The 25492-nt window shown below is 39.2% G+C and carries 21 protein-coding genes; 6 read left to right on the top strand and 15 right to left on the bottom strand.

What is annotated here, in order from left to right; genetic code table 11:
* Positions 1 to 394 precede the first annotated feature (394 nt).
* Positions 395 to 826: a DoxX family protein gene (locus B3E92_RS23090; protein ID WP_120335267.1), complete on the top strand. Its 432-nt coding sequence runs from the start codon at positions 395 to 397 to the stop codon at positions 824 to 826.
* An 89-nt stretch (positions 827 to 915) separates the two neighbouring features.
* Here B3E92_RS23090 and B3E92_RS23085 read toward each other — a convergent pair whose 3' ends face one another.
* From B3E92_RS23085 to B3E92_RS23050, 8 genes are all read right to left on the bottom strand, one after another.
* Positions 916 to 2208, bottom strand: a complete 1293-nt coding sequence (locus tag B3E92_RS23085; RefSeq protein WP_120335268.1) for a hypothetical protein — start codon at positions 2206 to 2208, stop codon at positions 916 to 918.
* A 269-nt stretch (positions 2209 to 2477) separates the two neighbouring features.
* On the bottom strand, positions 2478 to 3371 hold the full coding sequence (locus tag B3E92_RS23080; protein ID WP_286774819.1) for a discoidin domain-containing protein: 894 nt from the start codon (positions 3369 to 3371) through the stop codon (positions 2478 to 2480).
* Positions 3372 to 3393: 22 nt separating this feature from the next.
* Positions 3394 to 5226: a RagB/SusD family nutrient uptake outer membrane protein gene (locus tag B3E92_RS23075; protein WP_075991201.1), complete on the bottom strand. Its 1833-nt coding sequence runs from the start codon at positions 5224 to 5226 to the stop codon at positions 3394 to 3396.
* Between the two features lie 50 nt (positions 5227 to 5276).
* Complete coding sequence (locus B3E92_RS23070; protein WP_070564688.1) at positions 5277 to 8651, bottom strand: TonB-dependent receptor; 3375 nt, start codon at positions 8649 to 8651, stop codon at positions 5277 to 5279.
* 217 nt (positions 8652 to 8868) lie between these two features.
* Positions 8869 to 10014: a FecR family protein gene (locus B3E92_RS23065; protein WP_070564691.1), complete on the bottom strand. Its 1146-nt coding sequence runs from the start codon at positions 10012 to 10014 to the stop codon at positions 8869 to 8871.
* A 148-nt stretch (positions 10015 to 10162) separates the two neighbouring features.
* The gene (locus B3E92_RS23060; protein WP_070564694.1) at positions 10163 to 10765 is read right to left on the bottom strand and encodes an RNA polymerase sigma factor; all 603 of its coding nucleotides are present in this window, start codon (positions 10763 to 10765) and stop codon (positions 10163 to 10165) included.
* A 462-nt stretch (positions 10766 to 11227) separates the two neighbouring features.
* Positions 11228 to 12631 (bottom strand): M56 family metallopeptidase, encoded by a 1404-nt coding sequence (locus B3E92_RS23055; protein ID WP_145328165.1) that lies wholly within the window; start codon positions 12629 to 12631, stop codon positions 11228 to 11230.
* Positions 12628 to 13002, bottom strand: coding sequence for a BlaI/MecI/CopY family transcriptional regulator (locus tag B3E92_RS23050; protein WP_070564700.1), 375 nt, complete (start codon positions 13000 to 13002; stop codon positions 12628 to 12630). Before B3E92_RS23050 ends, B3E92_RS23055 begins: the two co-directional genes overlap by 4 nt.
* A gap of 371 nt (positions 13003 to 13373) precedes the next feature.
* Here B3E92_RS23050 and B3E92_RS23045 point away from each other — a divergent pair, with 371 nt between their 5' ends.
* A complete protein-coding gene (locus B3E92_RS23045; protein ID WP_070564703.1) occupies positions 13374 to 13949 on the top strand; it encodes a 2,3-bisphosphoglycerate-dependent phosphoglycerate mutase in 576 nt (191 codons plus the stop codon).
* Between the two features lie 196 nt (positions 13950 to 14145).
* Here the strand turns inward: B3E92_RS23045 and B3E92_RS23040 are convergent, their stop codons facing one another.
* Entirely contained in the window at positions 14146 to 14805 is a 660-nt protein-coding gene (locus B3E92_RS23040) for a metal-dependent transcriptional regulator (RefSeq protein WP_075991207.1), read from the bottom strand.
* 116 nt (positions 14806 to 14921) lie between these two features.
* Here B3E92_RS23040 and B3E92_RS23035 point away from each other — a divergent pair, with 116 nt between their 5' ends.
* Complete coding sequence (locus tag B3E92_RS23035) at positions 14922 to 17237, top strand: TonB-dependent receptor (protein WP_286898432.1); 2316 nt, start codon at positions 14922 to 14924, stop codon at positions 17235 to 17237.
* Positions 17238 to 17304: 67 nt separating this feature from the next.
* Here the strand turns inward: B3E92_RS23035 and B3E92_RS23030 are convergent, their stop codons facing one another.
* Positions 17305 to 17829, bottom strand: coding sequence for a hypothetical protein (locus tag B3E92_RS23030; RefSeq protein ID WP_070564708.1), 525 nt, complete (start codon positions 17827 to 17829; stop codon positions 17305 to 17307).
* 324 nt (positions 17830 to 18153) lie between these two features.
* Here B3E92_RS23030 and B3E92_RS23025 point away from each other — a divergent pair, with 324 nt between their 5' ends.
* Together B3E92_RS23025 and B3E92_RS23020 are read left to right on the top strand one after the other, a co-directional pair.
* Positions 18154 to 18393 (top strand): hypothetical protein, encoded by a 240-nt coding sequence (locus B3E92_RS23025; protein WP_070564711.1) that lies wholly within the window; start codon positions 18154 to 18156, stop codon positions 18391 to 18393.
* On the top strand, positions 18371 to 18667 hold the full coding sequence (locus B3E92_RS23020; RefSeq protein ID WP_145328167.1) for a hypothetical protein: 297 nt from the start codon (positions 18371 to 18373) through the stop codon (positions 18665 to 18667). The genes B3E92_RS23025 and B3E92_RS23020 overlap by 23 nt, the downstream gene beginning before the upstream one ends.
* Before the next feature lie 36 nt (positions 18668 to 18703).
* Here the strand turns inward: B3E92_RS23020 and B3E92_RS23015 are convergent, their stop codons facing one another.
* Positions 18704 to 19069 carry a response regulator transcription factor gene (locus B3E92_RS23015; protein WP_145328168.1) on the bottom strand — a complete coding sequence of 122 codons (366 nt, stop codon included), beginning with the start codon at positions 19067 to 19069 and terminating at the stop codon, positions 18704 to 18706.
* A 487-nt stretch (positions 19070 to 19556) separates the two neighbouring features.
* Here B3E92_RS23015 and B3E92_RS23010 point away from each other — a divergent pair, with 487 nt between their 5' ends.
* On the top strand, positions 19557 to 22070 hold the full coding sequence (locus B3E92_RS23010; protein ID WP_286898431.1) for a cation-translocating P-type ATPase: 2514 nt from the start codon (positions 19557 to 19559) through the stop codon (positions 22068 to 22070).
* 61 nt (positions 22071 to 22131) lie between these two features.
* Here the strand turns inward: B3E92_RS23010 and B3E92_RS23005 are convergent, their stop codons facing one another.
* From B3E92_RS23005 to B3E92_RS22990, 4 genes are read right to left on the bottom strand one after another with little or no spacing between them, the layout of a single operon-like run.
* Positions 22132 to 23070, bottom strand: a complete 939-nt coding sequence (locus B3E92_RS23005; protein ID WP_075991209.1) for a glycerophosphodiester phosphodiesterase family protein — start codon at positions 23068 to 23070, stop codon at positions 22132 to 22134.
* 3 nt (positions 23071 to 23073) lie between these two features.
* Positions 23074 to 23589 carry a shikimate kinase gene (locus B3E92_RS23000; protein ID WP_075991210.1) on the bottom strand — a complete coding sequence of 172 codons (516 nt, stop codon included), beginning with the start codon at positions 23587 to 23589 and terminating at the stop codon, positions 23074 to 23076.
* A 5-nt stretch (positions 23590 to 23594) separates the two neighbouring features.
* Complete coding sequence (locus tag B3E92_RS22995; RefSeq protein ID WP_075991211.1) at positions 23595 to 24779, bottom strand: BT_3928 family protein; 1185 nt, start codon at positions 24777 to 24779, stop codon at positions 23595 to 23597.
* A 7-nt stretch (positions 24780 to 24786) separates the two neighbouring features.
* Positions 24787 to 25329, bottom strand: a complete 543-nt coding sequence (locus tag B3E92_RS22990) for a DUF1599 domain-containing protein (RefSeq protein ID WP_088163452.1) — start codon at positions 25327 to 25329, stop codon at positions 24787 to 24789.
* Between the last annotated feature and the right edge of the window lie 163 nt (positions 25330 to 25492).

Genomic DNA, 25492 nt, shown 5'->3' with positions numbered 1-25492 from the left:
TGGTCGTCATTATAACAGTGTGTTATCATTTAATGGAGTAGACACATGATATTAAATTCTTATTCGTATTAATTGATGTATAATAACAGTGTGTTATCATTTAATGGAGTAGACACATGATATTAAATTCTTATTCGTATTAATTGATGTATAAGGCTGTACAGCACCCATGTGCTGGCAGCCTTATTGATTTAACTGTGCAATGGATTTAACCACAGGTGATCGCCGAACGATGAGCGAGGAAGTGAAGGCACAACACCGGTACGACAATGAGAGGGTCTTTGTGGGTATGGGATGGTTGAAACAAGTTTCTTAAACTGGTTTAAGTTTGGACTGTTTTTGTTCTCTTAAATTTGATTTATATCGTTTATACCATATTTATATAATTTATACCATGTATAATCAACTTTTTGTACGTATAGCTGTATCGACAGCATTTTTGTCTGCTGTTGCAGATCGTTTGGGACTGTGGGGGGCACCGGGGGCATCACATGTTTCCTGGGGAAATTGGGCCAATTTTGTAGCTTACTCAAATACCCTTAATTTTTTTGTGCCTGAATCTTTCGGTAATATACTTGCTATAGGTGCAACATTATTAGAGGTTGTCTTAGCAATCCTATTGTTGATCGGCTATAAACTGCGTTTTACGGCATTCGTTGCCGGGATTCTACTGATCAGCTTTGCGATAGTGATGACACTCTCTTTAGGAATTAAATCGACTTTCGATTATTCGGTTTGGATAGGAGCAGCGGCATGTTTTCTACTGCGTACTGCCGATAATTTTCCCATTAGCATAGACCGCTATATTGAACTTCGAAAAAAGTAAATGGATAGATGATCTTCTCATTTTAGGAATAGATCTCAAAAAAAATAAAAAAAGCCGTTAAACGAGTCTGTTTAACGGCATTTTTAGGATTACATTTCCTTTAAGTTTACCTCTTTTTTTTCGCCGTCTTTGTCGATGCTGACGTGTTTCTCGATATTGGCTTTGTCGACATAAGATGATCTTGCCGTACCGTAATTTGTCGTGGAACCTGTATAACCCCAATAGTTATAATAATTGGTGTAGCCTGATACATAGGAATAGTTGTAAGAATTGGTGAAATCGAAGCTTGCCATAATCACGTATGCACCTGGCATGAGGTCTGCAAATTCGAAATGCCCCTCATCATCATACACTTTTGCTTTTTTAACCGCATAACCAAAATCAGGGTCTAATGGAACTTCCTGGACCTTTTTCTGTTTTCGGATCTTTTTATTGACTTCAAGCCATTCTTCGTAATAGGCCGAGTTGGCGAATAGCGTAATTTCTGTTCCTTTTGGAGCATATTGCTTTTTTGCAGTATTCACGAGCCCGCCAAGTTTTTTTCCGGAGCTAGATCGTGCGTAAGCCGTCCCGATAATAACACTGTTCCCTTGAGAAATCTGTTGGGCAGCCTGTTCTTTGTTGAATCTATTTTTAATAGGTTGATAGTCCAGTTCTTCGTTTACGGTAATTTCCCACTTTCCGTTTCCCATGGACATTTCCCTTTGCCATAATCGGCGATCTTTTTTATCGATGACATAATTGTAGATGGCTCCGGTACTTTCTTCTAAAAGTGTAACCAGCCAACTGTCGTGCTTACCTGTTTTTGGGGAACCATAACTGTAGCTTTTTACTTCCTTGATGGTATAGTCTTCGACAAAAATGTCGGAATCACTATTGTAATAAAATTGCGGGATGCGCGCTTTATACCCTAGATCTAAAGGTAGAGTTGAAATCAGATGGTCTGTCCAGTTAAAATCTACAAAAGGTCTAGTTGGCTGTAAGTTGATCTTTTTTTCCTTTTTAGTTTTCTTCGAATAATAATTACCTGTAATTGTTTCTGCAAAGTTGAGGTTTACTTTTGTTTCCTTGCCATCGCTCGCGTAGCTGATGGACCGAAGTGTTTTTGCGTCGGCAATCGTTGTGCGGATCGAAGTCCAGGCATTGTCTTTCGGAACATAGGTATTGGTTAAGGTCAGCTGATTGTTGGCCGCTACGATATCGTAGGTCAATGATCCTTGTTTGTCCCAGGTGTTATCTTTAACATAATATACCGTATACAGTGATTTTTCTGGTTTGATATAGTTGGTATTGATATCGCTGCTACCAGGGGTGACGGTCTTTTGACATAATCCTACGGCCGGAAGTAAGCCTACCCCCAAAACAAAGGCATATAATTTCATATATGTGAACTATAGTTAATGAAAAACAAGTTGTTTTCTTGTTCGATTTATTTATCTAAGGTAATAAAAAAGTTTTTTATTTTTTGCTGGGGATAGCCTCGTCGAATAGGCTTATGCTATAGCGGAAATTTGACCTCGTATCCCTTTTGGAGCTTGTTCGAATATTGATGATATGCCGATGAAAAAAATAAAACGGAGGTATTTCTACCTCCGTCGTCATGCTCTTTTGAGCACCAGTGATGATTAGAAAACAATCTTTGTGATGACGATCAATAGTTATCTTCAGCTTCTTTTTCTTTGTCAATGATAGAAGAGCGCATCCGGTAGACATTCATTTCACCTAGATGGGTGTAACTTTTTCCACCGTTTTTAAGGATCATTAGCCGGAAAAATTTGGACTTATAGTTTTTATCAAAAGCCAAACTTTGCTCTTCAGCAACATTTGATGTGGGAAGATTATCTTTTGATGTAAAAACTCTGGTCCACTGCTTGCCGTCTGAACTTATTTCTATTCCCCATTGTTTCGGACGCCCGGCTTCATCGCTATTGTTTTGTCTGAAGAAGTATTTTATGGCGCCAATCTCTTCTTCCTGAGGGAAATTGAGTTGGATCCAATGCGGAAGCGGGGCTGTATTTGCTGACCATGCAGTATGCCAATATGTATTTTTATCGCCGTCAAATAAATTCTTTTTTGGGCCCTCGCTGCTCTCCTGTGTATAGGTTTCTACCATATTATCGGTCACCTGTATTTTAGTTAACTCGTTCGGGAAATAGGTCACTTCCGAAGGCCTGACGATTGGCCTAACACTATTGCTGCTTATGATATCTCCGCCAATGCTTGTTTTCTTGTCTTGATTGAACAATTGGACGTTGAAGACATAGTCATATTTATTGATCAGCCCATCTATACGCATCGTGTCGGCAAAAGAACTTATATTGATTTTATAGATTTTATCGGGATCTTTTGATCCCGCTTTTTTATATGTAATCTGTCCATAAAGATAATTGTTGTCTGAAGGAAGTTTCCATTTCAGGAGAGTCCCGCCAATGCGTGGTTCTGCTTCAACCGAAACCAGTTGTGGTGGTTTGGTCATTTTTATTTCTTCTTTTTTACACGCTATTGCTAAAAAGAGTAGAGCGAATATTCCGATATTGTATTTCATCTTGTGCAATTCATTAAATTAATTAATAACCGGGATTTTGTACCAATTCCTCGTTTTTATTGATCTCTTCCTGTGGTATAGGCATTAAATAATTACGCTGACTAAAACTACGTGGAAAAACGACTGTTGTTATTTTGAAAAACTCTGTATCGGTAGCTCCTTGTATATTCATTCCTTTCGCCTGTTGGTTGAGGTATTGATCGGCGATCATCCAACGTCTTAAATCCCAGAAGCGATGGCCTTCCAAGTAAAGTTCAATGGTACGTTCTTGTCTGACGATGGAACGTAGTGTTGCCTGATTATTTGCACCGCCAATTGGAGCCCATGCGACATCAATTGTTGGAATGCCCGCACGGACCCGAACGCGGTCAATATATTGTTTGGCAGTATTCAGATCCTGACCATATTCGATTAGCGCTTCCGCGTAGTTCAGGTACAGTTCTGCTAGACGTATCACCGGCCATGGATAATTGACGGAGACCTGCAGTCTGCTTTGGTTCAATTCAGGTGCAATACCTTTTTTGTTGAGATATCCTGTTGGAGAGTAGTTATTAGACCGTCCTTGGATACCGCAATTGTCATTTTTCCTAAACTGAACAAGGATTTGATTGGCACTCCCCCTAACCACTTCATAGTAGCTGTTGTGATAGGCAATCCAGGCATTAAAGCGCGGTTCTCTGTTTAGATTTAACGATAATGTATTACCATTTGGCGTATTTGTTACGCCGTATCGTCCATTATAGTCGTAATTGGGATCTTTGTCAATCGGTAAACCATTTTTACTATAAAAGGATTCTATCAGGGTGAGGGTCGGGGATACCCCATTATAGGACTCACCTTGTGCGCCACTGAGAAATGGAGTAGATTTATTTTGAAAATCGTAAAGACCTTCCCGACGTGTTTCCGCCCAAATCACTTCTTTTGTATTGGCTTTGTCAATAAAAGTAAGGCGTAAGTCCTTTTCAATAGGATTGGCTGGTAGTGCTGTGTTGTAGGTACTGTTTTTATACAGCGAAGCTCCACTTTGTTCAGCTGCATCAATGGCTTCTTTAGCCGCTAGAGCTGCACGGCGCCATTTTTCTTTGTCGAAGGTTGTACTGATCAACGCTGTGCCATCCAAGTTTTTGAAATCGGCATAGAAGCTCTGTTTATCACCTCCACCACCGTTAAAGAGCGGTGAGGCTGCATAAAGCAATACTCTAGCCTTTAGCGCCTTGGCAATAACCGAGGAAGCACGACCCCATTCATCCGCGGCTCGAAGAGCAGGTAACTGTCCAGCTGTCTCATCCAGCTTTTTGATAATAAAATCAATACAGGCATCATAAGTCGACCGTTTCGGATACGCTGAAGAAGGTGCGTTGACATCAAACTCTTGGTCTGCAATAACAACTGGACCGTACATGCGGACTAATAGGAAATGATAAAAGCCGATCAGGAAGTTGGCTTCAGCTTTATATTGTGCCGCCTCCTGTGGATCTATCCCGGGAACCTTATCTACATTGCGAATTAAGATATAGCATTGTCGTATTCCTTTGTAAAGGTTATCCCAGTAGGAAATGACAGGACTTGACGCTGTATATTGTCCACGGGGAAATCGAGCAAAGGTTTCATGTTCAAAAGCAGTTGTTACTTCGTCGGAAGTCATCAAATCAATGGAAGAGGTGCCTACCCGAGAATTTGGAATCCACGCATAGCAGGAATACAAATAACCTTTGGCTGAATTTGGATCACGAAAGGCGTCTGCTTCCGAAGGACGTTCATCAGGGACGATATCCAAGAATTTACTGCAGGAAGTGGTAGTCAAAAAAGTCGCGCATGCGAATAATGCAAGGTAGCCTATATATTTTCTTTTCATCTGATAAATCATTTTAAAATTCTATTGATAGTTTTAATCTCGAAGTTGTTTTAATTGAAACGAAGTTGGACTCCGAGATTGAATACTTGCTGTGTCGGATATCCCAAACCATTGCCTCCACCTTGTTCAGGATCCCAAAGTTTGAACTTAGAGAAGGTCAATAGATTATAACCACTTAGAAAAATGCGTGCAAATTTGTGCGAATATCCAATCTCAGCACTTCTGAGTTTTAGGAATGCCCCATTTCTCAGCCAATAAGAAGAAGCTTCAGTATTGTTGAGATTGTCCAATTTGCTCAGTCGTGGATAGGCAGCAAATATGTTAGGATTTTCAGGACTCCAGCGGTCCTCGGCAATAAACTGCAATACATTGCGTACACCTTGATTTCCAAATGGATGGAAACCACTGATCATAAAAGAAGTTCTATCAACTCCCTGTAGGAGGAAAGAAAAATCAAATTTTTTGTAATTGATGGAAGTACTCAAACCATAGACAATTTCAGGTGTTGTTGGATAACCCATTCGAACTCTATCATCGCTATTGATGAGATTTAGACCATCAATATCATTGGTTAGATCTTTATATTTGATGTCTCCCGGAGCGACAAAACCCCCTAGCTGTTGTAATGGACTGTTATCTATTTCGGCCTGATCAATAAATAAGCGTTCAGCAAGATAGCCTAGGTTTGTGCCAATAGAATACCCAATTTGCGAGAGGTTGCGGTATTTGGTAAAGGCTGGCTCATTATTTTTCAGTACGGTGTTATGTGCATATGTAAAGGTTCCACGCATAGATATTCCCCAATCTTTTTCACTTTTGTTCCATTCTAGGGAGAAATCAAATCCCCTATTTCTTACCTCACCAACGTTGCCATACACTTTCGTTCCTGCAGTACCAAATACGTTAGGGATTGTTGCCGAACGATCAACGAAAATATTGGTTCTATCTTCCTGGTATAGGTCGAAAACAATATTGAACTTATTGTTAAGAATACCGAGGTCCACACCAATGTTTTTCTTCTCTGCAACTTCCCAAGAGATCATTGGGTTTGCAAATTGTAAGTAAGTAGGTCCTGTATAAGTCGTATTCTGATCGATACCTGTTGTAAACGATGCTCCATCCAATTTGAGGTCCGAAAGATAAGGAAAACGTCCTCCGCCAATCTGATCATTACCAACCTTACCCCAGCTCCCTCTAATTTTTAAATTACTGACAGCAGGAAATAAATCTGTGAAGAACTTTTCGTTACTGAGTACATAGCCCAAACCAACGGAAGGGAAGAAGCCAAAGCGACTTCCAGTGGCAAAGTTTTCGGAACCATTGTAGCCAAAGTTGACTTCGGCAAGATATTTATTGGCGAAACCATATGTTGCACGTCCCGTAATGCCCTGGCGTCTACGCGGTAGCGAACTGATTAGATCAGCCGGATTATTGACATTGAAATCGGTGGTATTGTAAAGAAATAAACCCGATACGGTGTGATTACCAAATGTTCTATTGTATTCGATGGAGGGCTGGAAATAGATTTCGCGATCACCGCTAGTGCCCGTTTCGGTTCCCAGGGAAAGATTTTGTGGCTGCCCCACCATGACTAGATCGTAGGTATATCCACCTGCAGGATCGGGTGCATAGCTGTTAATCATGTATTGATTGTAGCCACTGGTTCTTTTTGTTGTTGTGTTGCTCCAGTTTTTAAAGGAAACCAAGGCTTTAAATTCTAGCCCTTTTGTAATGAAATCAAGTTTTTGAGCTCCATCAATTGTAGTCAATAAGGTACTTTGGAAACCATTTTGATAGCCATTGACCATGCGGGCAAAGGGATTGATAAAACCATTGTTGACTGTACCACCAGCTTTTCCTCCGTATTGAACGTCTCTTCTGTCAATACCGGTAAATGGAAACATAATAGGGAAGTCCACTGGATTGGCATTCATGATGTCGCCAAATACGCTTGGAGCATCTACACCGGCACCGTAGTAATCACGAAGTTGTGCATTGAGCTTTAAAGCTATTTTGGTGGTTGAAGTAAGGTTAACATTGATATTGTTCTGAAAGCTATACCGTTTGACAGAGACATTGTTGTCAAAAGAGTTGAGGTCAAATTTACGCAATAAACCGTTGCTAATGTTACCGGTTGCACTGAGGAAATAGCCTATTTTGCTGCCACCACCTTGTACATTTAGATTGAGCTCGTTGTTGATGGTACGGGACTTAAACATTTCATTATACCAGTCAACATTAGGATATACATAGGGATCCAAGCCTAATCTTGTGCCGTTTATTTTATCTTGGGAATATAAAATTTCACCAGTACCGCGACCTGTAACCGCTTCATTGAACATCTCCATATAACTTACACCATCAACAAATTTTGGTATGGAAGTAGGTCTTGAGATCTGTGATTGTGCACGTGCTGAAATACGCGGTTTATTGAGGTCTTTACCTGTTTTTGTGGTGATAATTAGGACGCCGTTTGCTCCCCTAGTACCAAATACGGCAGTGGCAGTAGCATCTTTAAGGACTGAGAAGCTTTCGATAACTTCTGGTGCCAATGCGTCCAGGTCGCCTTTGGAGATTGCTACACCATCCAATAAGATCAGGGGATTGGTGGCTCCGCTAAATGTCGATACACCACGAATGAAAAAGCTAGCCCCATCTGCACCGGGTTCGCCCGAACGTTGTACTGCGATTACACCCGAAAGTCTTCCTCCCAATGCATTGGACAGATTGGCCGTTGGGATACGTAAGGTTTCTGGTTTTACTGATTCCAATGCTCCCACGACACTGGTTTTTTTCTGTGTTCCGTAACCGACAACAACAACTTCACTTAAGCTCTGATCGGGACTTAGCTGCACATCAATGCGACGTTTGTCGGCAATGGCAATTTCCTGATTGGCGTAGCCGACATAGGAAAATATTAGTGTCGAATTTGCGGGAACCACAAGAATGTATCTTCCATTGCCATCTGTTGTTGTACCGATTGACGGGCTGTCTTTAACCTTGACACTAACACCATAAAGATTGTTTCCATCATTTTTCACTGTACCTACAATCTCAACCTTACCGTTTTTTTGAACGGTGGGGGCGAGGGGTGTTTTTTTTTCTCTATCCGAAATCACAATGATGCCATTGTCAATTGTAAAGACCAAAGGCTGATGTTCCAATAATTTTTCAAGGGCCTGTTTTAGTGGCTTATTCTGGATATCTATGTTTTGAATAGGCCTTACTTTGTCGAGTTGGCTTGTCTTAATGATAAAATCGACGTTAGTCTGTTTTCTGATTTCTTGAAATGCTTCGGACAATGTAATCTGCTTGTGTTTAAGGGTAACATTTTGAGCAGAGGAGACATGTGTTAAAAAGATAAATGCTGTTAAGAGGACCGCAACTTTTGTAGATCTGTTGCATAATGATCCGATGTATCGCATAGCTTTAATAAAAAAGACAATGCAATACTTACTACATAAATAATAATGCATATATTTATAAATTGGTTAACTGGTTTGATGTTGAAATGAATTCTTGTTTTCCAAGTAAAAAATTAGTCGAGAGTGCTGGCAGGCATTTTCGGCTATTTTTTTGGAAGAAATGTTTAGGCTGGACTGGTTTCTTTCATAATCAGTGGTTATTAATGTGTGTTATAGTTTATTGCGATATGTACAGTTTATTGTTTCGTATGTTATACTTGATGGAACCGGAAAGCTGAAGTGCTCTTAATACATCGTTTAATCGTTTTTTTCTAGAAATTTGAGCGACATAGGTTTCCTGTGAAATGGGACCTTCAAAAATTACTTCAATGTTATACCAGCGCGAAATTTTACGCATGATTTCCTTTAAGTTGTTATTGGAAAAGTTGAAATCACCATTTTTCCAATCTAATACTTGATCCAGGTTTATTGATCTTACTGCGATATTTTGATCCGTTAACGTAGATTGTTGTCCTGGTTTTAGTAAGGTTGTATTGTTTTTGCAACTCACTCTTACAGACCCTTCTGCAAGGGATGTCTGTGTGGAAGATTCATCATCGTAGGCATTGATATTGAATTTAGTCCCTAAGACTTCGACCTTTTGAAGCGAAGTTTCGACAATAAATGGTTTTTGTTTATTTTTTGACACTTCAAAGTAGGCTTCACCCGTCAGTTCTACACGGCGTTCAGAGGTTGAAAATGCACTTGGATATTTAAGGCTGGAATTGGAATTTAGCCAAACTTTTGTGCCATCAGAAAGGGTTATCTGGAATTGCCCGCCCTTTGGTACATTCAAAAGATTCATAGCGATGCGTACATCGGTATTTCCCTCAATTTTATAATTAATTCCGCCTTTTTCTGTTTTTTCAATTGTTGTGCCGAGCTCTTCCGTTAATTTTCCATTCGCAACATCCTCCAGTACGATCGTTTTACCAGAAGAAAGCACAAGTGTTGCTTTATCGCGACCAGGTTCGATAATGGTTGCTGTATGATCATTATATGTGCTGCGGTTAAGAAATAAATAAGAGATAGAGATAATCAGTATGATGGCAGCTGCAACGCCTGTAGTTTTATACCATGTAGGACTTTTGAAATTTTGTGGTTCCGTGTCAAGATCAATTTTACCAAAAACACGGTCTAAAATCATCTTGTCTATAAGTTCTTCCTTATCCCGAGATTCAAGTTGGTTCTCGATCATCTGTTCAAGCGCCTCCTTGTTATTCGTATCCTGAAAATATTGAAATAGCTCCGCCGTCTCTTCTCTTGAAGCGTGGTTATTGAGATATCTTTCAAATAATAGTTTTATATGTTTTGAATCTTTCACTGAGTAGCTATTTATATATAATACGGAAAATTAGAGCCTGTCCTCTGCTCTGATTTTAAAAAAAAGTAAAAAAAATTAAAAGTGTTTAAAAAGGGCTGTTTGAATACCTATGGGAGTGACCTGTTTGTCGATAGAAACAGCGAGTGTCTTATTTTTGATTTAATACGGCACTGATAAGAGCAATTAACAGGGACGGTGTAATTTCCTTGCTCAAACAGAAGCTCTGAATCTGTTTTGTAGCCTTCACGATATGGTCACTGATCGTAGAAGTGGAGATACCTAAGGAACTACTGACCTCCTCATAGGTTTTCCCCTCTATTTTGCATAAGGTATAAATGAGTTTGCGTTTTGGAGATAAGTTTTCAATGGCTTGATTGACAATTTTTTTAGACTCTTTGTACGCATATTCCTCCTCAATGTGGGAATAGTCTGATGTTGAAATGGAAATAATCAACTCTTTTAGATTTCGATTTTTGATCTCTTTATGAAAGAAATCATACACGAGGTGTTTAGCAATAGTGAAGAGATAAGACTGAAAGGACTTGTCGGGGTCTATTTCACCGCGCCTCTCCCATAATTTCTGAAATACATCCTGAAGGATTTCTTCTGCACAGGCAGGTATTTTGACTAGGTTAAGTATATGACGGTAAAGTCTAGGGCTATAGCGATAGTAGAGCACCTCAAATGCCTTATGATTGCTTGACTTAAGAGCGAGCAGTAAGGCCAACTCATCATTTTTACATGCCTCCATAATTTAAACTTGTATTTAAAACCAAATTCCTCCTGATCAGAATTTAATAATTGGGTATCATACCGTATAGTAGCAGTATTATCTTAATGATAGCAGATGAATACAACAAGTATATTAGAAGTATATTGTTGGTATACTACTGGTACTCTTCTACAATGTTACCGATTTGTTATTTGGTTTTTATACAATTTTTTTACGCAAACGATTGCTTTAAAAATAAACTACAGTAGAATTTATCGTTTTTTAAACCCGAATCCAATCCTTAATTATATTTTGGAAAATACTGATGTTTGTTTTTAACTTGATTTTAGATTATATCACTATCTATAAGAAGAGTTGGTACATTAAATTTTGAATGATCTAAACAACATTCTGGTTTATAGGTGAGTAATTGTGAGGGGGAGACATATCGCAATAAGAGGAATTGTATTCCTCTTATTGTATTCCGAAGAATTCTGCTATCTATTTTTTATTTACAGATTTTACTTCTACTTCGGGTTTCATTTTAAGGACGATCTTTGCGGGCGTTTCCTCCTTAACTTGAATATCTTTTTGATCTTGATTTGAACTGACAGTCGCATTCGCAGAAAGATTGATACGTTTTGGTTGACGCGGTTGAATATTCTCGACCTTGACTTCCTCAATTTTAGGTGCTACTTGCACTTCTTCGACTATCGGTGAAACTCTTTTTGATGGAGTAGACTCTTTTTGAGGCTCCGCAAATTTGATTCGCTCAACATGTACCTCATCGATTATTTTTGGGGAATTTTGAGGTGGAGCAGGTCTTTTCCGAGGTTCCGGGGAACGTACATTACCTTCTTGTTGGGAAGAAGACCTGCGCTGGGATATCATTGGCGGAACCATTTCTTTTGTCGGTGATTTAGGAGATCTTCCACTAGTTTTAGGAGCGGCTGGTTGCTTTGATGCAGCGGGCCTTATTGCGGTGTTGGTAGCCGCTGCTTTTTTTGTCGTGGTCGGCGTTGTTTTCTGTGCTTCCACATGTGTTGAAAACAATGTAGATATCGCTACTGTCAGTAATAAAGTAAGCCCGGGCATTAGCAAGAGTTTACTTCGGGTTGTTCTTTTTTGTAACATAATTAATCGTTTTTTTGTTGTTAAGAAATTAAAATTACTGGCCGGTAATGTGTTTATATCAGGGGTGGACATGCTCCACTCGATAATCAAATGTTGGTATCTTAACTTTTCATGAATCTTGACTACGGCATTATCTGCAAGGTATTCATGAGTTTGTCGGATCGATTTCTGAATGAGATAAATGAAGGGATTGAACCACAAAAATATACCCAAAATCTGTATGAAAAGTACATCCATCGAATGGCGTTGATTGGCATGGGCCCGTTCGTGAGTTATAATTGACTGATCAATACCGCCCTGTTGATAGGCATCTTTGGGAACATAAATTTTTTGAAAAAAGGAAAAGGGTGTTTTTAAACCATGTATACAATAAATGGACTGTTCATGGGTTGGTGTGGCACTTCGGATATAATATAGGAATTTGCGGTATAACCATACTTGTCTCAGAAGTAATGCAATGGTGACAATTACATACATCAGCAGAGCGACATCGTACCAATCGACGTGATAATTATTGAAGAGCGCTGAATCTGTTGCGGGCTGTTTAATGATCGGCCCCGCAGGGGTAACATCACTGTTTCTGTCGTTCAGTAAGTTGAAAACATCAAATGGGACAGCGATCTGTAACAATGGAATGATGACAGATAGGGGGATAATCCCGAGTAAATAACAACGGTTGAATAGCAGTAGTTTTTGGTTGCGTAGTATTGACCAATAAATAAGATAGAGTAAACCCGAACAGGCTATCAGTTTTCCAATATATAGCATCATGTCTCTTTGTTTTTAATTTCGGAATCAATTATATTTTTCAGTTCCTCCAATTGCTCTTTGCTCAGCTGAGATTGTTTAGTGAAAAAAGAAGCAAATTTTAATGCTGAATTGTCGAAGTAGCTTTCTACGATATCATTTACATGTGCTAAATAATAGCTGTCTTTATCAATTAGTGGATAATACTCTCTCGAATTTCCATAAAGCACATAAGATATCGCTCCCTTTTCAGTCATTCTCTTCAATAATGTAGCAACAGTTGTTGGCGCCGGTTTAGGTTCAGAATACGCTTCCATAAGATCTTTCATAAAAGCTTTTTTCATGTCCCAGATGTAGCCCATCAATTGTTCTTCCGTAGCTGATAATTTATTCATACTACAAATATAGAATGTATTCTACATTGTGTAGAATTAAAGTATGTTAAATAATTTATTATTTTTTTATTTTGTTGATTTATAAGTGTTTATTTTTTTTTTTTTTGAGGATGGAGATAATTTTCACCGTAAAATTAGTTGCTGTTCCCAGATATAACCGATAAGCTTATACAAATAATAGGGGAGCTGAATATGTCCGTATATTGTTTTAACTAAGGGATCTGTCGTTGGATATTGAAGTACTTCGGTCCCAGGTTTAGATGATTAGACAAGGACTAAGTGGTATAAATAAAACAAAATGGAATGTATCGCTATTATATATGATGTTGGGTGCGTAGTGAGATACCGTTTAGAAAAACTTTGGATAAATAATGGCAAAACTTTTTTTAGTCCGGCATGGACAGTCGCAATGGAATTTAGAAAATCGCTTTACGGGATGGCAAGATGTTGATATTACTGAATTGGGACAACAGGAAGCTCGGGAGGCGGGACTGGCTCTGGCAAACGAACCAATTGATATAGCATATACCTCGACACTTATAAGAGCGCAGCATACGTTAAAGATTATTTTGCATGAAATGGGCGATCCTCACATCCCCATTGTTATAGACGCTGCTTTGAATGAACGAGGTTATGGAAAGCTTGAGGGCTTGAATAAGGCCGAAACAGCCGAAAAATATGGTGCTGAACAGGTGCATATCTGGCGCAGATCTTTTGATGTGCCTCCGCCTGGAGGTGAGAGCCTTAAAGATACATACGAACGTGTTATTCCATATTATGAACGTTTTATAGCACCCAAACTGAAAGAAGGTAAAAATGTACTCATTGTTGCGCACGGCAATAGCCTAAGGGCGCTGATTATGTTTTTGGAACATCTTTCTCCGGAACAGATATTGGAACGGGAGATTGCTACCGGGCAACCGATCAAGTATCAAATTGAAGAATAAACGCTCAATTTTTACAAATTGATAGTTGAACTGTAGAGACTGATAATTTATCGTATTTCTATAGATTCTCCGGGTTTAGCATTTTAAAGATTTACTTGTTTTTGTTAGTTGTATCTAACAATTGTTTTCTTAACAAAGAGAAATAACAGTAGATTTCATTTCAAAAAATAACATTTTGATCTCATTCTCTCCTAGTTTAGGCGATAAGGCGTACAAGTAGTGTTGCGGTGACTTTGCTGCTTAGGACTTCTATTGGCCTGTCTTTGTATTCCACTGTGATGCTAGCATCGAACGGTTCTATTGATTTGATTGTTAAAGTCGTACCGAGCTCGAGATTTTTCGCTGTCAAATATTGTAAAAGCTCCTTAGAAGATGGCTGAACCGCCATTAATGTAACTATATCACCTACTTTACAACTATTTAGAAACACATAGTTTTCCAAAGGCATAACCCCATTAGAATCGGGAATTGGCGACCCGTGGGGATCTACCGTCGGATAACCCAATAACTCATCCATTTTACTGAAAAATTCGGGCGAATGTATATGCTCAATCTGTTCAGCAATCTGATGGACTTCATCCCAGGCAAACCCCATTTTCTCAACCAGATACATTTCAGTAAGTCGATGTTTCCGGATAATAAGGGCGGCTTCTTTCTTTCCTTCTTCAGTTAGCCGCAATGGTTTATAGCTTTCATAATGAACGAAACCTTTGTCGGCTAGTTTTTTCATCATACTATTTACTGTGGGCATCTTGATGTCGAGCCTTTTACTTATTTCATTGACATTCGCATCACCCTTTAGGTAAGTGAGGTTATACAATGCTTTTAAGTAATTCTCTTCGGTCTGTGAAATCATAAGACAAATTTATTAAATATTAGCCGTGTCTAATAATTATATTATAATTATTTTGTTAGTCTAATCTAACTTGTTAGATTTGCTTATCTAAATTTATAAATATAAAAAAGCAAAACATGATGAAAGTGTACAGTGCTCATTTGACAATTGCCATGGTGCTTACAGGATTTATTTCCTTTGGACAGACAGGTAAGATTAATGGTAAGGTTTACGATAAGAATGGTATGCCGTTAGGAGCAGCATCCGTTGTTATTCCAAAATTACAGATAGGTGCCAAATCGAACAACTCAGGAAGATATATCGTTGAAAGTATCCCCCATGGTACCTGGGAAGTGGAAGTAAAACACATTGGATTTAAGGAATTCCGTGATTCAGTAAAAGTCGGTCCAGGGGTATTGACCAAAGATATTCAGTTAGATTGGGCTGAACTTTTACTGGATGAAATTGTGGTAACGGGTACCAAAACATTTAAACGCAAAACAGAGAGTTCTGTAATGGTAAATATTTTGGATAGCAAGACTTTGGACAATCTACAAGTGTGTAATCTTTCGGAGGGTTTGAAGTTTCAACCCGGATTGCGCGTAGAAACAGACTGTCAGACCTGTAACTATACGCAATTGCGGATGAATGGACTTCAGGGTGGTTATTCACAGATTCTGATTAACGGTCGGCCAATTTTCAGTCCGTTGATGGGACTCTATGGTATGGAGCAACTACCGGTCAATATGATTGAAAAAATTGAAGTTGTTCGCGGAGGGGGCTCCTCATTGTATGGTTCAAGCGCAATTGGCGGAACGGTGAATGTGATTACAAAGCTCCCACGGGCAAACAGCTATGAAATCAATTCTTTCTATCAGCGTATAGGTGGGGGGACAAATGATTTTAACCTCGGGGGTAATGCAACATTGGTCAACGAGAAAGGGAATGCCGGAACTTCATTCTTCTTTAACAAGCGGGATCGTGGTTTCTACGATGCAAATGGTGATAATTTTTCTGAAATGCCCAAAATTGAAAATACCTCTTTAGGAATTAATTCATTCTATCAGTTTTCAGATAATCAAAAATTAGAAGTCTCCTTAAGCAACCTGAATGAATATCGGTTCGGTGGTGAAATGACCGATAAACCTGCGTATTTAACACAGCAGTCAGAAGAGCGACATCATAAAATTTGGATGGGAAGCACGGATTATCAGATTAACTTCAATCAAGATAAATCGGCATTCATCGTCTATACAGCTTTTCAAAATACCAATAGAAAACATTATACCGGCGTATTTCCAGATGATCCTGAGGCGATTGAAAACCATCTCAAGCATCCACCTTATGGGGATTCTAAAACAACAACACTTCAGGGAGGTTTTCAATTGAATCATGAGATCCGCAATTTCTTTAATGGTCGTAATGTATTGACCATTGGGTCGGAGTACGTTTCTGATAAAGTTTATGACGAAATTCCGAGTTATAATTATCTCGTGGATCAGCATACCAAAGATTGGGGAAGCTTCTTTCAAAGTGATTGGGATTTGGCGGCTAAGTTTAATGTATTGTCGGGTGTTCGGGTTGACAAACATAATTTATTGCATAAAGTTGTTGTCAGTCCGCGAATAGCACTCCTTTATAAATATGCCCCTACAACACAATTTCGATTAAGCTATGGAACCGGCTTTAGAGCGCCACAGGCATTTGACGCCGACCTGCATATTGCGTTTGCTGGTGGCGGCGTATCGCGTGTACAGTTATCCCCTGATTTAAGGGAGGAGCGTTCAAAAAGCCTGAGTGGTTCGATAAACTACGACAAAGCAACTGAAACGTGGATAGCAGGCTTCACCTTGGAAGGATTTTATACGCACCTGAATAATGCATTTGTACTTGAGGAAATCGGTGCAGATAATTTTGGGAAGATTTTTGAAAAGCGAAATGGAAACAACGCAACTGTAGCCGGAGGAACATTGGAATTACGTGCAAATTATGCTAAGAAGATTCAGTTGGAAACTGGATTGACAGTGCAGCAAAGCAAGTATGATAGTCCGGTGTCGTATTTGGAAGGAGTAGCTCCAATTCGATCATTTTTGCGGACACCCAACGAATATGGTTTTGCCAACCTCAATATTACAGCAAGTAAACCCTGGACAGTCAATTTAAACTATGTTTACACGGGAAATATGCGTATTGCCCATGTCGGGGGAGCAGATAATTTTCCTGACGATCAAATGGTACGGACAGGAGCCTTTTCGGAGCTCAATAGTAAAGTAGCTTATGCATTTAACTTACCGAAATACAAAAATATCATTGAGCTTTATGCAGGGGTAAAAAATATTTTTAACGCGTATCAAACTGATTTTGATACCGGGAAAAATCGCGATAGCAATTACATTTATGGGCCCAACATGCCAAGGACATACTTTGTCGGTGTAAAGATAAAAACACCTTAATGGTGAAAACAAAAAATCCTGCACACCGATGATGAGCAGGATTTTTGTTATTTGTATTCGCGTTATGCTATTTCAAAACGAATTTAAATCCTAAAGAAAAACGCGATGGCTCGAAATTAGAACCATGAGAAAGATTCCACCAAGGTTTCCAGTCGAAATGCATGGCCAATGGTGCAGAAGGTATTTTGAACTCTAGACCCAAAGCTGGACGGATCGCAAAATCAGTATGTGTTTTTCCATCTTTCCAATGGTAGTCGTCATACCAGTCGTCGTGCCATTTACCATAATCAATAAATGATACTTGTGGACCAACACCAATGTACCATGAAAGACCTCGAGATCCAGGAATACGTTTGTTGTATGAATAATCTACGCCGATAACAGTAATATTGTCTCCAAATAATACTTGTGCATTTCCAGCGTCATTTCCACCAAAATTGTGTTTTATCTGTGGACCGAATAATGTTTGACCATCGCCGACGTCTATTCCAAGACCAATGGCTGTCCGATAGGGAGTTTGTGCGTTTGCTTGCTGATGAGCAACAAATAGTAGCGTAAAAAGTGTTAGAAAAGGTAGAATTACTTTTTTCATGATAATTTAAAAAAATATAAGTTGTGTGCTTCCGATTAGAAAGCTTTCGCTGTTCAAACAAATAGTTTGCCAAAGATTTTTTTAATATTTTGATAAACAATAAATGATATGTAACTACCTCTTTTTTAGTTGATTTTTTTATGGATAATCTAAAAAAAAAATCAACCATATATATTAAAGTATTGTTCTTATAATAGAGAGCTGCTTTTTTAAGGTTTAATAGTGCTCAGGCTATTTTTTATTGATGGCTATTATAATTTTAATCGGTGAGGTGTTATTAAATGTTATAAAAAGCAGCATTTAAAATACTACAAAATACAGCAGATGGAGAAACTACAAATTAATACGGAAAGGATCGAAGAATGGATTGCAGCGGGATATGATGTTCTTCAAGATGGAAAATTAATAAAAGTCGAAGGTGATCTGCAGGAATTTCTAAAACAGTTTGCTGATGATACAGCAGATGGAGGACCAAAAACATATCTGTTGAAGGAGCTGCTTACCTGGCCAGAGGAAGATTTAAAAAAAGTAGAAATGGGTTATGGAACAGATGAAAATAGCTGAAGATAAAATTGTACCATTGGATTTTGATTCAGAAGAATTACCTTTTGAAATTCGTGAGCTACGTCCCGTTGTATTTAGAGAAGAAACGTCGTATTGGTGTTTACTGGGGCCCGATCCGCATCAAGGCGTTTTCGGAAACGGTGAAACGGCTTTAGATGCTTTAGCCGACTGGCTAGAAAATTTACAGGTACGTTTAAAAACTGGGGACGAAAATGATGAAGTAGCGAATTATGCTCGGGAAAGTCTTCGGGCATCGAATCGTGATGTCTGGTAATATTCCGTAGTTATATTAAAAGTCTCTCCATACAGATTAATTACGATTGTTAATCGTCAGTCGTTTGACCCGCAACAGGAGTTCTTCTGGGCTAAACGGTTTCACCATAAAATCTGAAGCGCCAAGGTCAAAAGCTTCAATGACGACTTCCTCTTGTCCCATGTTGGAAAGTACAATAACCGGGATTTTTTTCTCGAGCTTTTTTATGGAAGAAAGGACTTCTATCCCCGAAGCAAATGGCATCATAATGTCAGTAATGATTAGATCCGGATCGATTGTACTAATCTTTTCAATTGCATCTTTTCCATTGTTGGTAGTGATAACCTCGTGACCTGCCTTGATCAGTTTGTATTGAACTGTCCGTAATATCAATTCATTATCTTCTGCAATTAAGATGACCATCTTGTTTTTATTATTAATATACTATTATGGAGGCCACAGCAAGTTTAGATGCTATTCCATATCTAACGATAGGTACAGAAATATTTTAACAATATGTTTAGTTTCCAGCTTCTATTTGTGTTATACATGATCTGAAAACATAGGTAGCAAAGAAGGACTTCAATCGCAAGAAGCTGTCTTGGCATTACTGGAAAAATGATCGTAAAATTGCTTTTGGCTAATATGAAATTCAAAGTCCCCAAATGAATTTCTGCGCAAATATATCATTGTAATAGAAATATGCAATAAAAGAAAAGTATTAGAAGGTAAATTTTATGCTAATATGTTGCTGATAAGTCATGTAGCCTTTCTTTTTTACAAAAAGTAAAAGCTGTAAATAAAAGATTGTAACATGATGTTACATGTGAAGGAGATGATCGTCGACAGATGATTTAACTCCTGGATACAAGAATTATTCATTATATTTAGGTAACCTAGTTCATTCGATATGTCATATAATATTCCCGATAATCTGAAGGGTCTTTCCACAACCGAGGTTAATGCCTCTCGCGCTAAATATGGTTGGAATCAATTGAGCGATAATCACAAGAGTACCTGGTTTGAACTGCTTGTGGATATTTTGAAGGAGCCTATGCTGATTCTGTTGATTATCATCTCGATGATTTATGTTTTTGTGGGGAATTACGGAGAGGCTGTATTTATGTTTGTCGCTATTGTTGCTGTTACGGCAATTTCTTTTTATCAGGATAATCGTAGCAAAAAAGCGCTGGAGGAGTTGGAAAAGCTGAACGAACCATTAAGCACCGTGATTCGAAATGGGAAGGTCAGTGAAATTCCAACACATGAGATTGTTGTGGGGGATCTCTGTATTACAGAGGAAGGTCGAATTATAAACGCTGATGGTCGTATTTTACATAGTAACGATTTTTCTGTTAATGAATCTTCGTTGACGGGGGAGAGTTTTTCCGTCTTTAAGGACAATAAATCTGAAGATAATCTGGTCTACGGCGGGACGGTTACGGTCTCAGGGCTGGCTGTGTTTGAAGTTACTAAAATCGGTAAAGAGACCCGTGTTGGAAAAATAGGTGAATCGATAAAAAATATCAAGGAAGAAATTTCACCATTGCAGGTGCAAATCCAAAAATTTGTAAAGGCAATGGCCATTGTCGGTATCCTAATTTTTTTGATCGTATGTCTATACAGTTTTATTGACAGCGGTAATTTAGTGGCAAGCTTGCTCAATGGACTTACTTTGGCCATGTCTGTATTGCCGGAAGAGATTCCTGTTGCGTTTACAACTTTTATGGCGCTTGGCGCATGGAAACTCATGCGGGAGGGGATTATAATCAAAAGAAGCAGTATTGTTGAAACTTTGGGCAGTACAACAGTGATTTGCACAGATAAGACCGGGACTATTACAGAGAATTCCATGCAATTGAAATACCTCTATAGTTATGCTACGGATTCATCTTATGATCAGGAAAGGTTTGATGAATCCGATCTAAGAGAGCTTATCGATTATGCGATGTGGAGCAGTGAGCCTGTGCCTTTTGACCCCATGGAAATTACGTTGCATAAAATATATGAAAAAACGCAAAAACAGGACCTCAGAAAGGAATATGCATTATTTCATGAATATCCATTAGATGGTAAACCGCCGATGATGACCCATCTTTTCGAAAATACAGGAAAAGATCGGATTATTGCTGCCAAAGGGGCACCGGAGGCTATACTTAGCGTATCCAAGCTGCCCGATAGTGAGAAAGATAAAATTAGGGCTATTGTTAAATCCTATGGAGAGCAGGGCTTTCGTCTATTGGGTGTGGGGAAAGCGAAATTCAAAGGCAATAATTTCCCCGCGAAGCAACAGGATTTTGAGTTCCAATTTTTAGGGTTGACCGTATTTTATGATCCCCCCAAAAAAGGTATCCAGGAAGTGTTCCAAGATATTTATGATGCCGGGATTAAAGTCAAAGTAATTACTGGCGACAATGCCGATACGACTAAAGCAATAGCGGCTCAGGCCGGAATTCGTATTTTGTCTCCACCGATCAATGGCAGTGAAATAGTCAATAGGTCCGGGGATGAAATTATGTCGATAGCGGAGCAAACAACTTTATTTACCAGAATGTTTCCGGATGCTAAATTGGCTATTGTAAATGCCCTGAAAAAGAAAGGGGAGGTTGTGGCGATGCTTGGTGATGGAGTAAACGATGGCCCAGCATTAAAAGCGGCCCATATCGGCGTTGCTATGGGCAATAAAGGTACTGAAATAGCAAAATCAGCCGCGGCGTTAATTATCACAAATGATGATCTACAAAAGTTAATCATTGGTATAGCAGCCGGAAGAAGGATTTACGCAAACATCAAGAAGGCGGTTCAATACATCATTTCTATTCATATCCCCATTATTTTGACCGTATCACTACCTTTGTTTTTAGGTTGGGTATTTCCGCAGATTTTTAGCCCTGTGCATGTGATCTTCCTCGAATTGGTCATGGGGCCCACCTGCTCGATTGTATATGAAAATGAACCTATTGAAAAGGATACGATGAAACGACCTCCTAGAGCTATGGGCGACACTTTTTTGAGTATAAATGAGCTCGGAATAAGCATTGTTCAAGGCCTGATAATCACTATAGGAATTCTATTTGTTTATCAGTTTACTGTTCAGCAGGGGGGAACTGAGGAAAAAACGAGGGCTATGGTTTTCGCCACTTTAATCTTTGCCAATGTTTTGCTGAGTTATGCTAACCGATCTTTCCACTATAGTATCCTTGAAAGTTTTAAAAACCGAAACTTGCTGCTCGTGGGTATTTCGATCGCTGTGCTTCTATTTTTAGCCGTGATATTATATGTCGCTCCGGTCGCCCAATTTTTTACTGTAGCAGCCCTGAGCGGATATGAATTGGGGATAGCGCTCTCCGTGGCTGCAGCATCCGTGTTATGGTTTGAGGTCTATAAATTGATCGGGAGAATTGTACGTGCTAAAAAAGATTGAAGGGATATATCGAGATAATCCAAGTATTAAACGAATAGAATTAGGCGCAAGTCCAGGAATCTTACTGAATAAATTTCGAAGTAATTCCTCTTTTCTTGATGTAGAAATTCAGCGCTCGCCCTGCCTCTGTAGGTCGATCTGTACTTAATATATCTGCACCGCGATCAATAAATCCGGCATAAACTTGAAAGCCTTTTTTGTCGGCCTGTCTGTCTAAGTTTCCCAGTGTACCCAATATGCACATGATTCCATGGTCATGTAGTACTTTGGTTAATGCTGGGTCTGCTTCACGTGTTCCGACGAAGGCTAACAAGCGATTGTCGGGGATATCTTTTTCATTTAGACGAGCAAGGTCATCCAGGTTATTGACCGAGGCCGAAATCATGATGTCGCTAGCCAGACTGTGCACTTTGGCCGCCTGGTTGGCACTATACGTGATGATGACTACGCTAGATTCTGCCCTTTGTTTGCGAATAGCATTGATAACGGCTTCATAAGGGACATCATTTTTAATGTCTAAGGTGAAGATTACCTTTCCTTTTCCCCAAGAAAGTGCTTCTTCGAGCGTGGGGATCCTATAGGGTGTTATCTTTTTGTTATTGTCCAATAGACGAAGCTTTTTGAGCTCAGTTAAACTGCTGGCGTTCACAGGTCCTCTGCCGGTGGTTGTTCGGTTTAACGTATTGTCATGCATTAATATCAGCGCTGAGTCTTTACTGATGCGAACATCACATTCAACAAGGACTGGCTGCAAGCTCGCATTATAGGAAAATGTTTCGATTGCATTTTCGGGGTATCCAGATGCGGGGCCACCACGATGCAAACTGACCAATGGATAACGATTATCATCATAGGTCAAAAACTGATATAATTCCTCCACATTTTGGAGCTGTATACGTTTACCCACTGGCAAGCCATCCGTATTGGCTCCGTTACGAAAGCAACTGCTTACGATAAAGCAGATCAATAAAAGGAAGTAGTGGCGTATACGTATATTCATTGTCTATCTATTGTGCTGATTAATCAGATCGGCTAGTGCCTCGACACTGGTATTTAATTGGTCGATTGTCAGATGCGCCTGCGTATAATAAGGTTCTCTTTCGCTCAACTTCTCTTCGATAAATAGCCGTAGTTCCTCAGGTGATTTTCCGATTAGAATGGGCCTTTTGTGTAGTTTAGATTGAGAAAGACGGTCAAAAAGTGCTTTGGGTGACATCTGTAAATAGACGGCATATCCATTCGCCCTGATCCATTCCATGTTGTCAAAGAAACAGGGGGCACCACCACCTGTAGATATGACGGCAGCATTCTCAGAAAATTTACGCAATTGCTCGCGTTCTAATGCCCGGAATGCGTCTTCACCATGTTGACTAAAATATTCGGTAATGCTCATGCCAATTTGTTTTACGATCTCCTCATCTGTGTCGATAAAAGGGAGTTCGAGTTTAGTGGCAAGTTTCTTACCCAGGGTAGTTTTTCCACTTCCCATATAACCAATCAAAAATATAGGTTTAGGCATAGGTACTATTTGTCTTTACTTAGAAATTTATCTTCAATGGTTTTGGCATCCGGAAAGTTATTATAGTGCCATTTTCCGACGACGTTGCCTCCTTTTAGGAGCAGTACACCAGGATTTGCCCTGACCATGCTTTTTAGAGGAATGAGATCGGCATAGAATATCTCCGCAATTAATTGCATTTTATCACTCAGATATTGGGCGTCTTTGGATGCCGAAGCAGTCAATAGCACAACACGAAGCCCATTATAATCTTTTGTTAATTGGATGGCGGCCTGATTGATCTTTTGGATAGCATCAATATTGGTCGAAGAAAGATCCTTTGCAACGATAACAAGATTGTAATACGGATTAGCAATGATTTCTTGCGTATGGTCCGCTCCGTCAGCATCCGTAATCAAGAGATCAGGAATAGGAATATCATATCCCTTTTTGACCAATTTACTCTCAGGTTCACCTATAATTTCCCACGATTCATCTTCCCATAGCTTGTCAGCCATATAGACCTTGTCATTGACCTTTTTTGTTTCGCCCGTCTTTTTGTTTTTCATGGTATAGATTTGCTCAAACAAATCGCCTTGTTTGCCTTCAGGAAGCACCATTAATGAAGGTAAGTTGTTGCCAACTTTGTAGGGTAAAAAATCAATAAACGGGAGGTAGTTTACGGTATAGATACCAATACCTAAAGAGATAATCGCTGTAATCACAGTAGCAACGAATTGATTGCCTGATCCTTTGATAATTGATCGTAATTGCTTTCGGTTAAAAAATATAATAAGGATCAACGCCAAGAGCACCAGATCTTTAGAAAATGATTGCCAAGGAGTAAGTGGGATGGCATCCCCAAAACAGCCACAAGAGGTCACAACCTCAAAAAATGCCGAATAGAAGGTTAGAAAAGTGAAAAATAGAATCAGTAGTAGCAGGCCCCAGGCAACGGTATTCGCATAGACCCCCAATAATAACAGTGCTCCTAACAAAATTTCAAAACCACAGATTACTACAGCGATGGCAGTAGCGTATTCATTAAAAGCTGTGAGATGAAAGACCTCAAAGTATTCCTGAAGCTTATAGCCAAACCCTGTCGGGTCATTTGCTTTAATAAAACCTGAGAATATGAAAAGAAGTCCCGTAAAAATCCGGCAAAATCCTAAAAGATAATTTGTTTTGGTACGCTGCTGTGTAGCTGTCATAATCCGATTATTGTTGTGCGATTCCTAATTTAATTAATGCAAAAACTGCGTAATTGAGCATATCCTGATAGTTGGCATGGATGCCTTCAGAGACCAGGGTTTGTCCATCGTTATCTTCAATTTGTTTGACGCGATGTATTTTCATTAAGATCAGATCTGTCATGGAAGAAACACGCATATCGCGCCATGCCTCACCGTAATCGTGGTTTTTGGCAAGCATGAGATCTCTGGTCTCGGTAACCTTTTCTGTATATTTCTGATTCACAAAGGTTGGATCCAAATTTTCTTCACCATCTTCACCCAAATCAATCTGAATCATGGCCATGACACAGTAGTTGATAATACCGATATATTCGTCAACAATTCCTTCGCCCACTTTGGAAACCTTTTTGATTTCTAGCGTGCGTATACGTTGCGCTTTAATGTAAATCTGATCCGTAATGGAAGATAGGCGCATAATCCGCCATGCCGTTCCATAATCTTTTGTTTTTTTAATAAATAAATCCTGACAATGTTTGATAACACTGTTATATTCCTGAATGGTATCCATATCGTTGATTGAAGAAACTTGATGAGACAAGTTGTGATTACACTACAAATATAATTAGAAAATAATACTTCCAACGGTCAAATGAATGTACAATTTGTGCTTTATTGCTAAAATATAAACAATAATTTTGGATATTACCACAATTAAAAGTTCGCAGGGGCTA

Source organism: Sphingobacterium sp. UBA6317 (assembly GCF_002440385.1).
Taxonomy (GTDB): Bacteria; Bacteroidota; Bacteroidia; order Sphingobacteriales; family Sphingobacteriaceae; genus Sphingobacterium; species Sphingobacterium multivorum.
The sequence above is the reverse complement of the archived record's forward strand: the minus strand, read 5'-3'. Positions and strand labels throughout refer to the sequence as shown.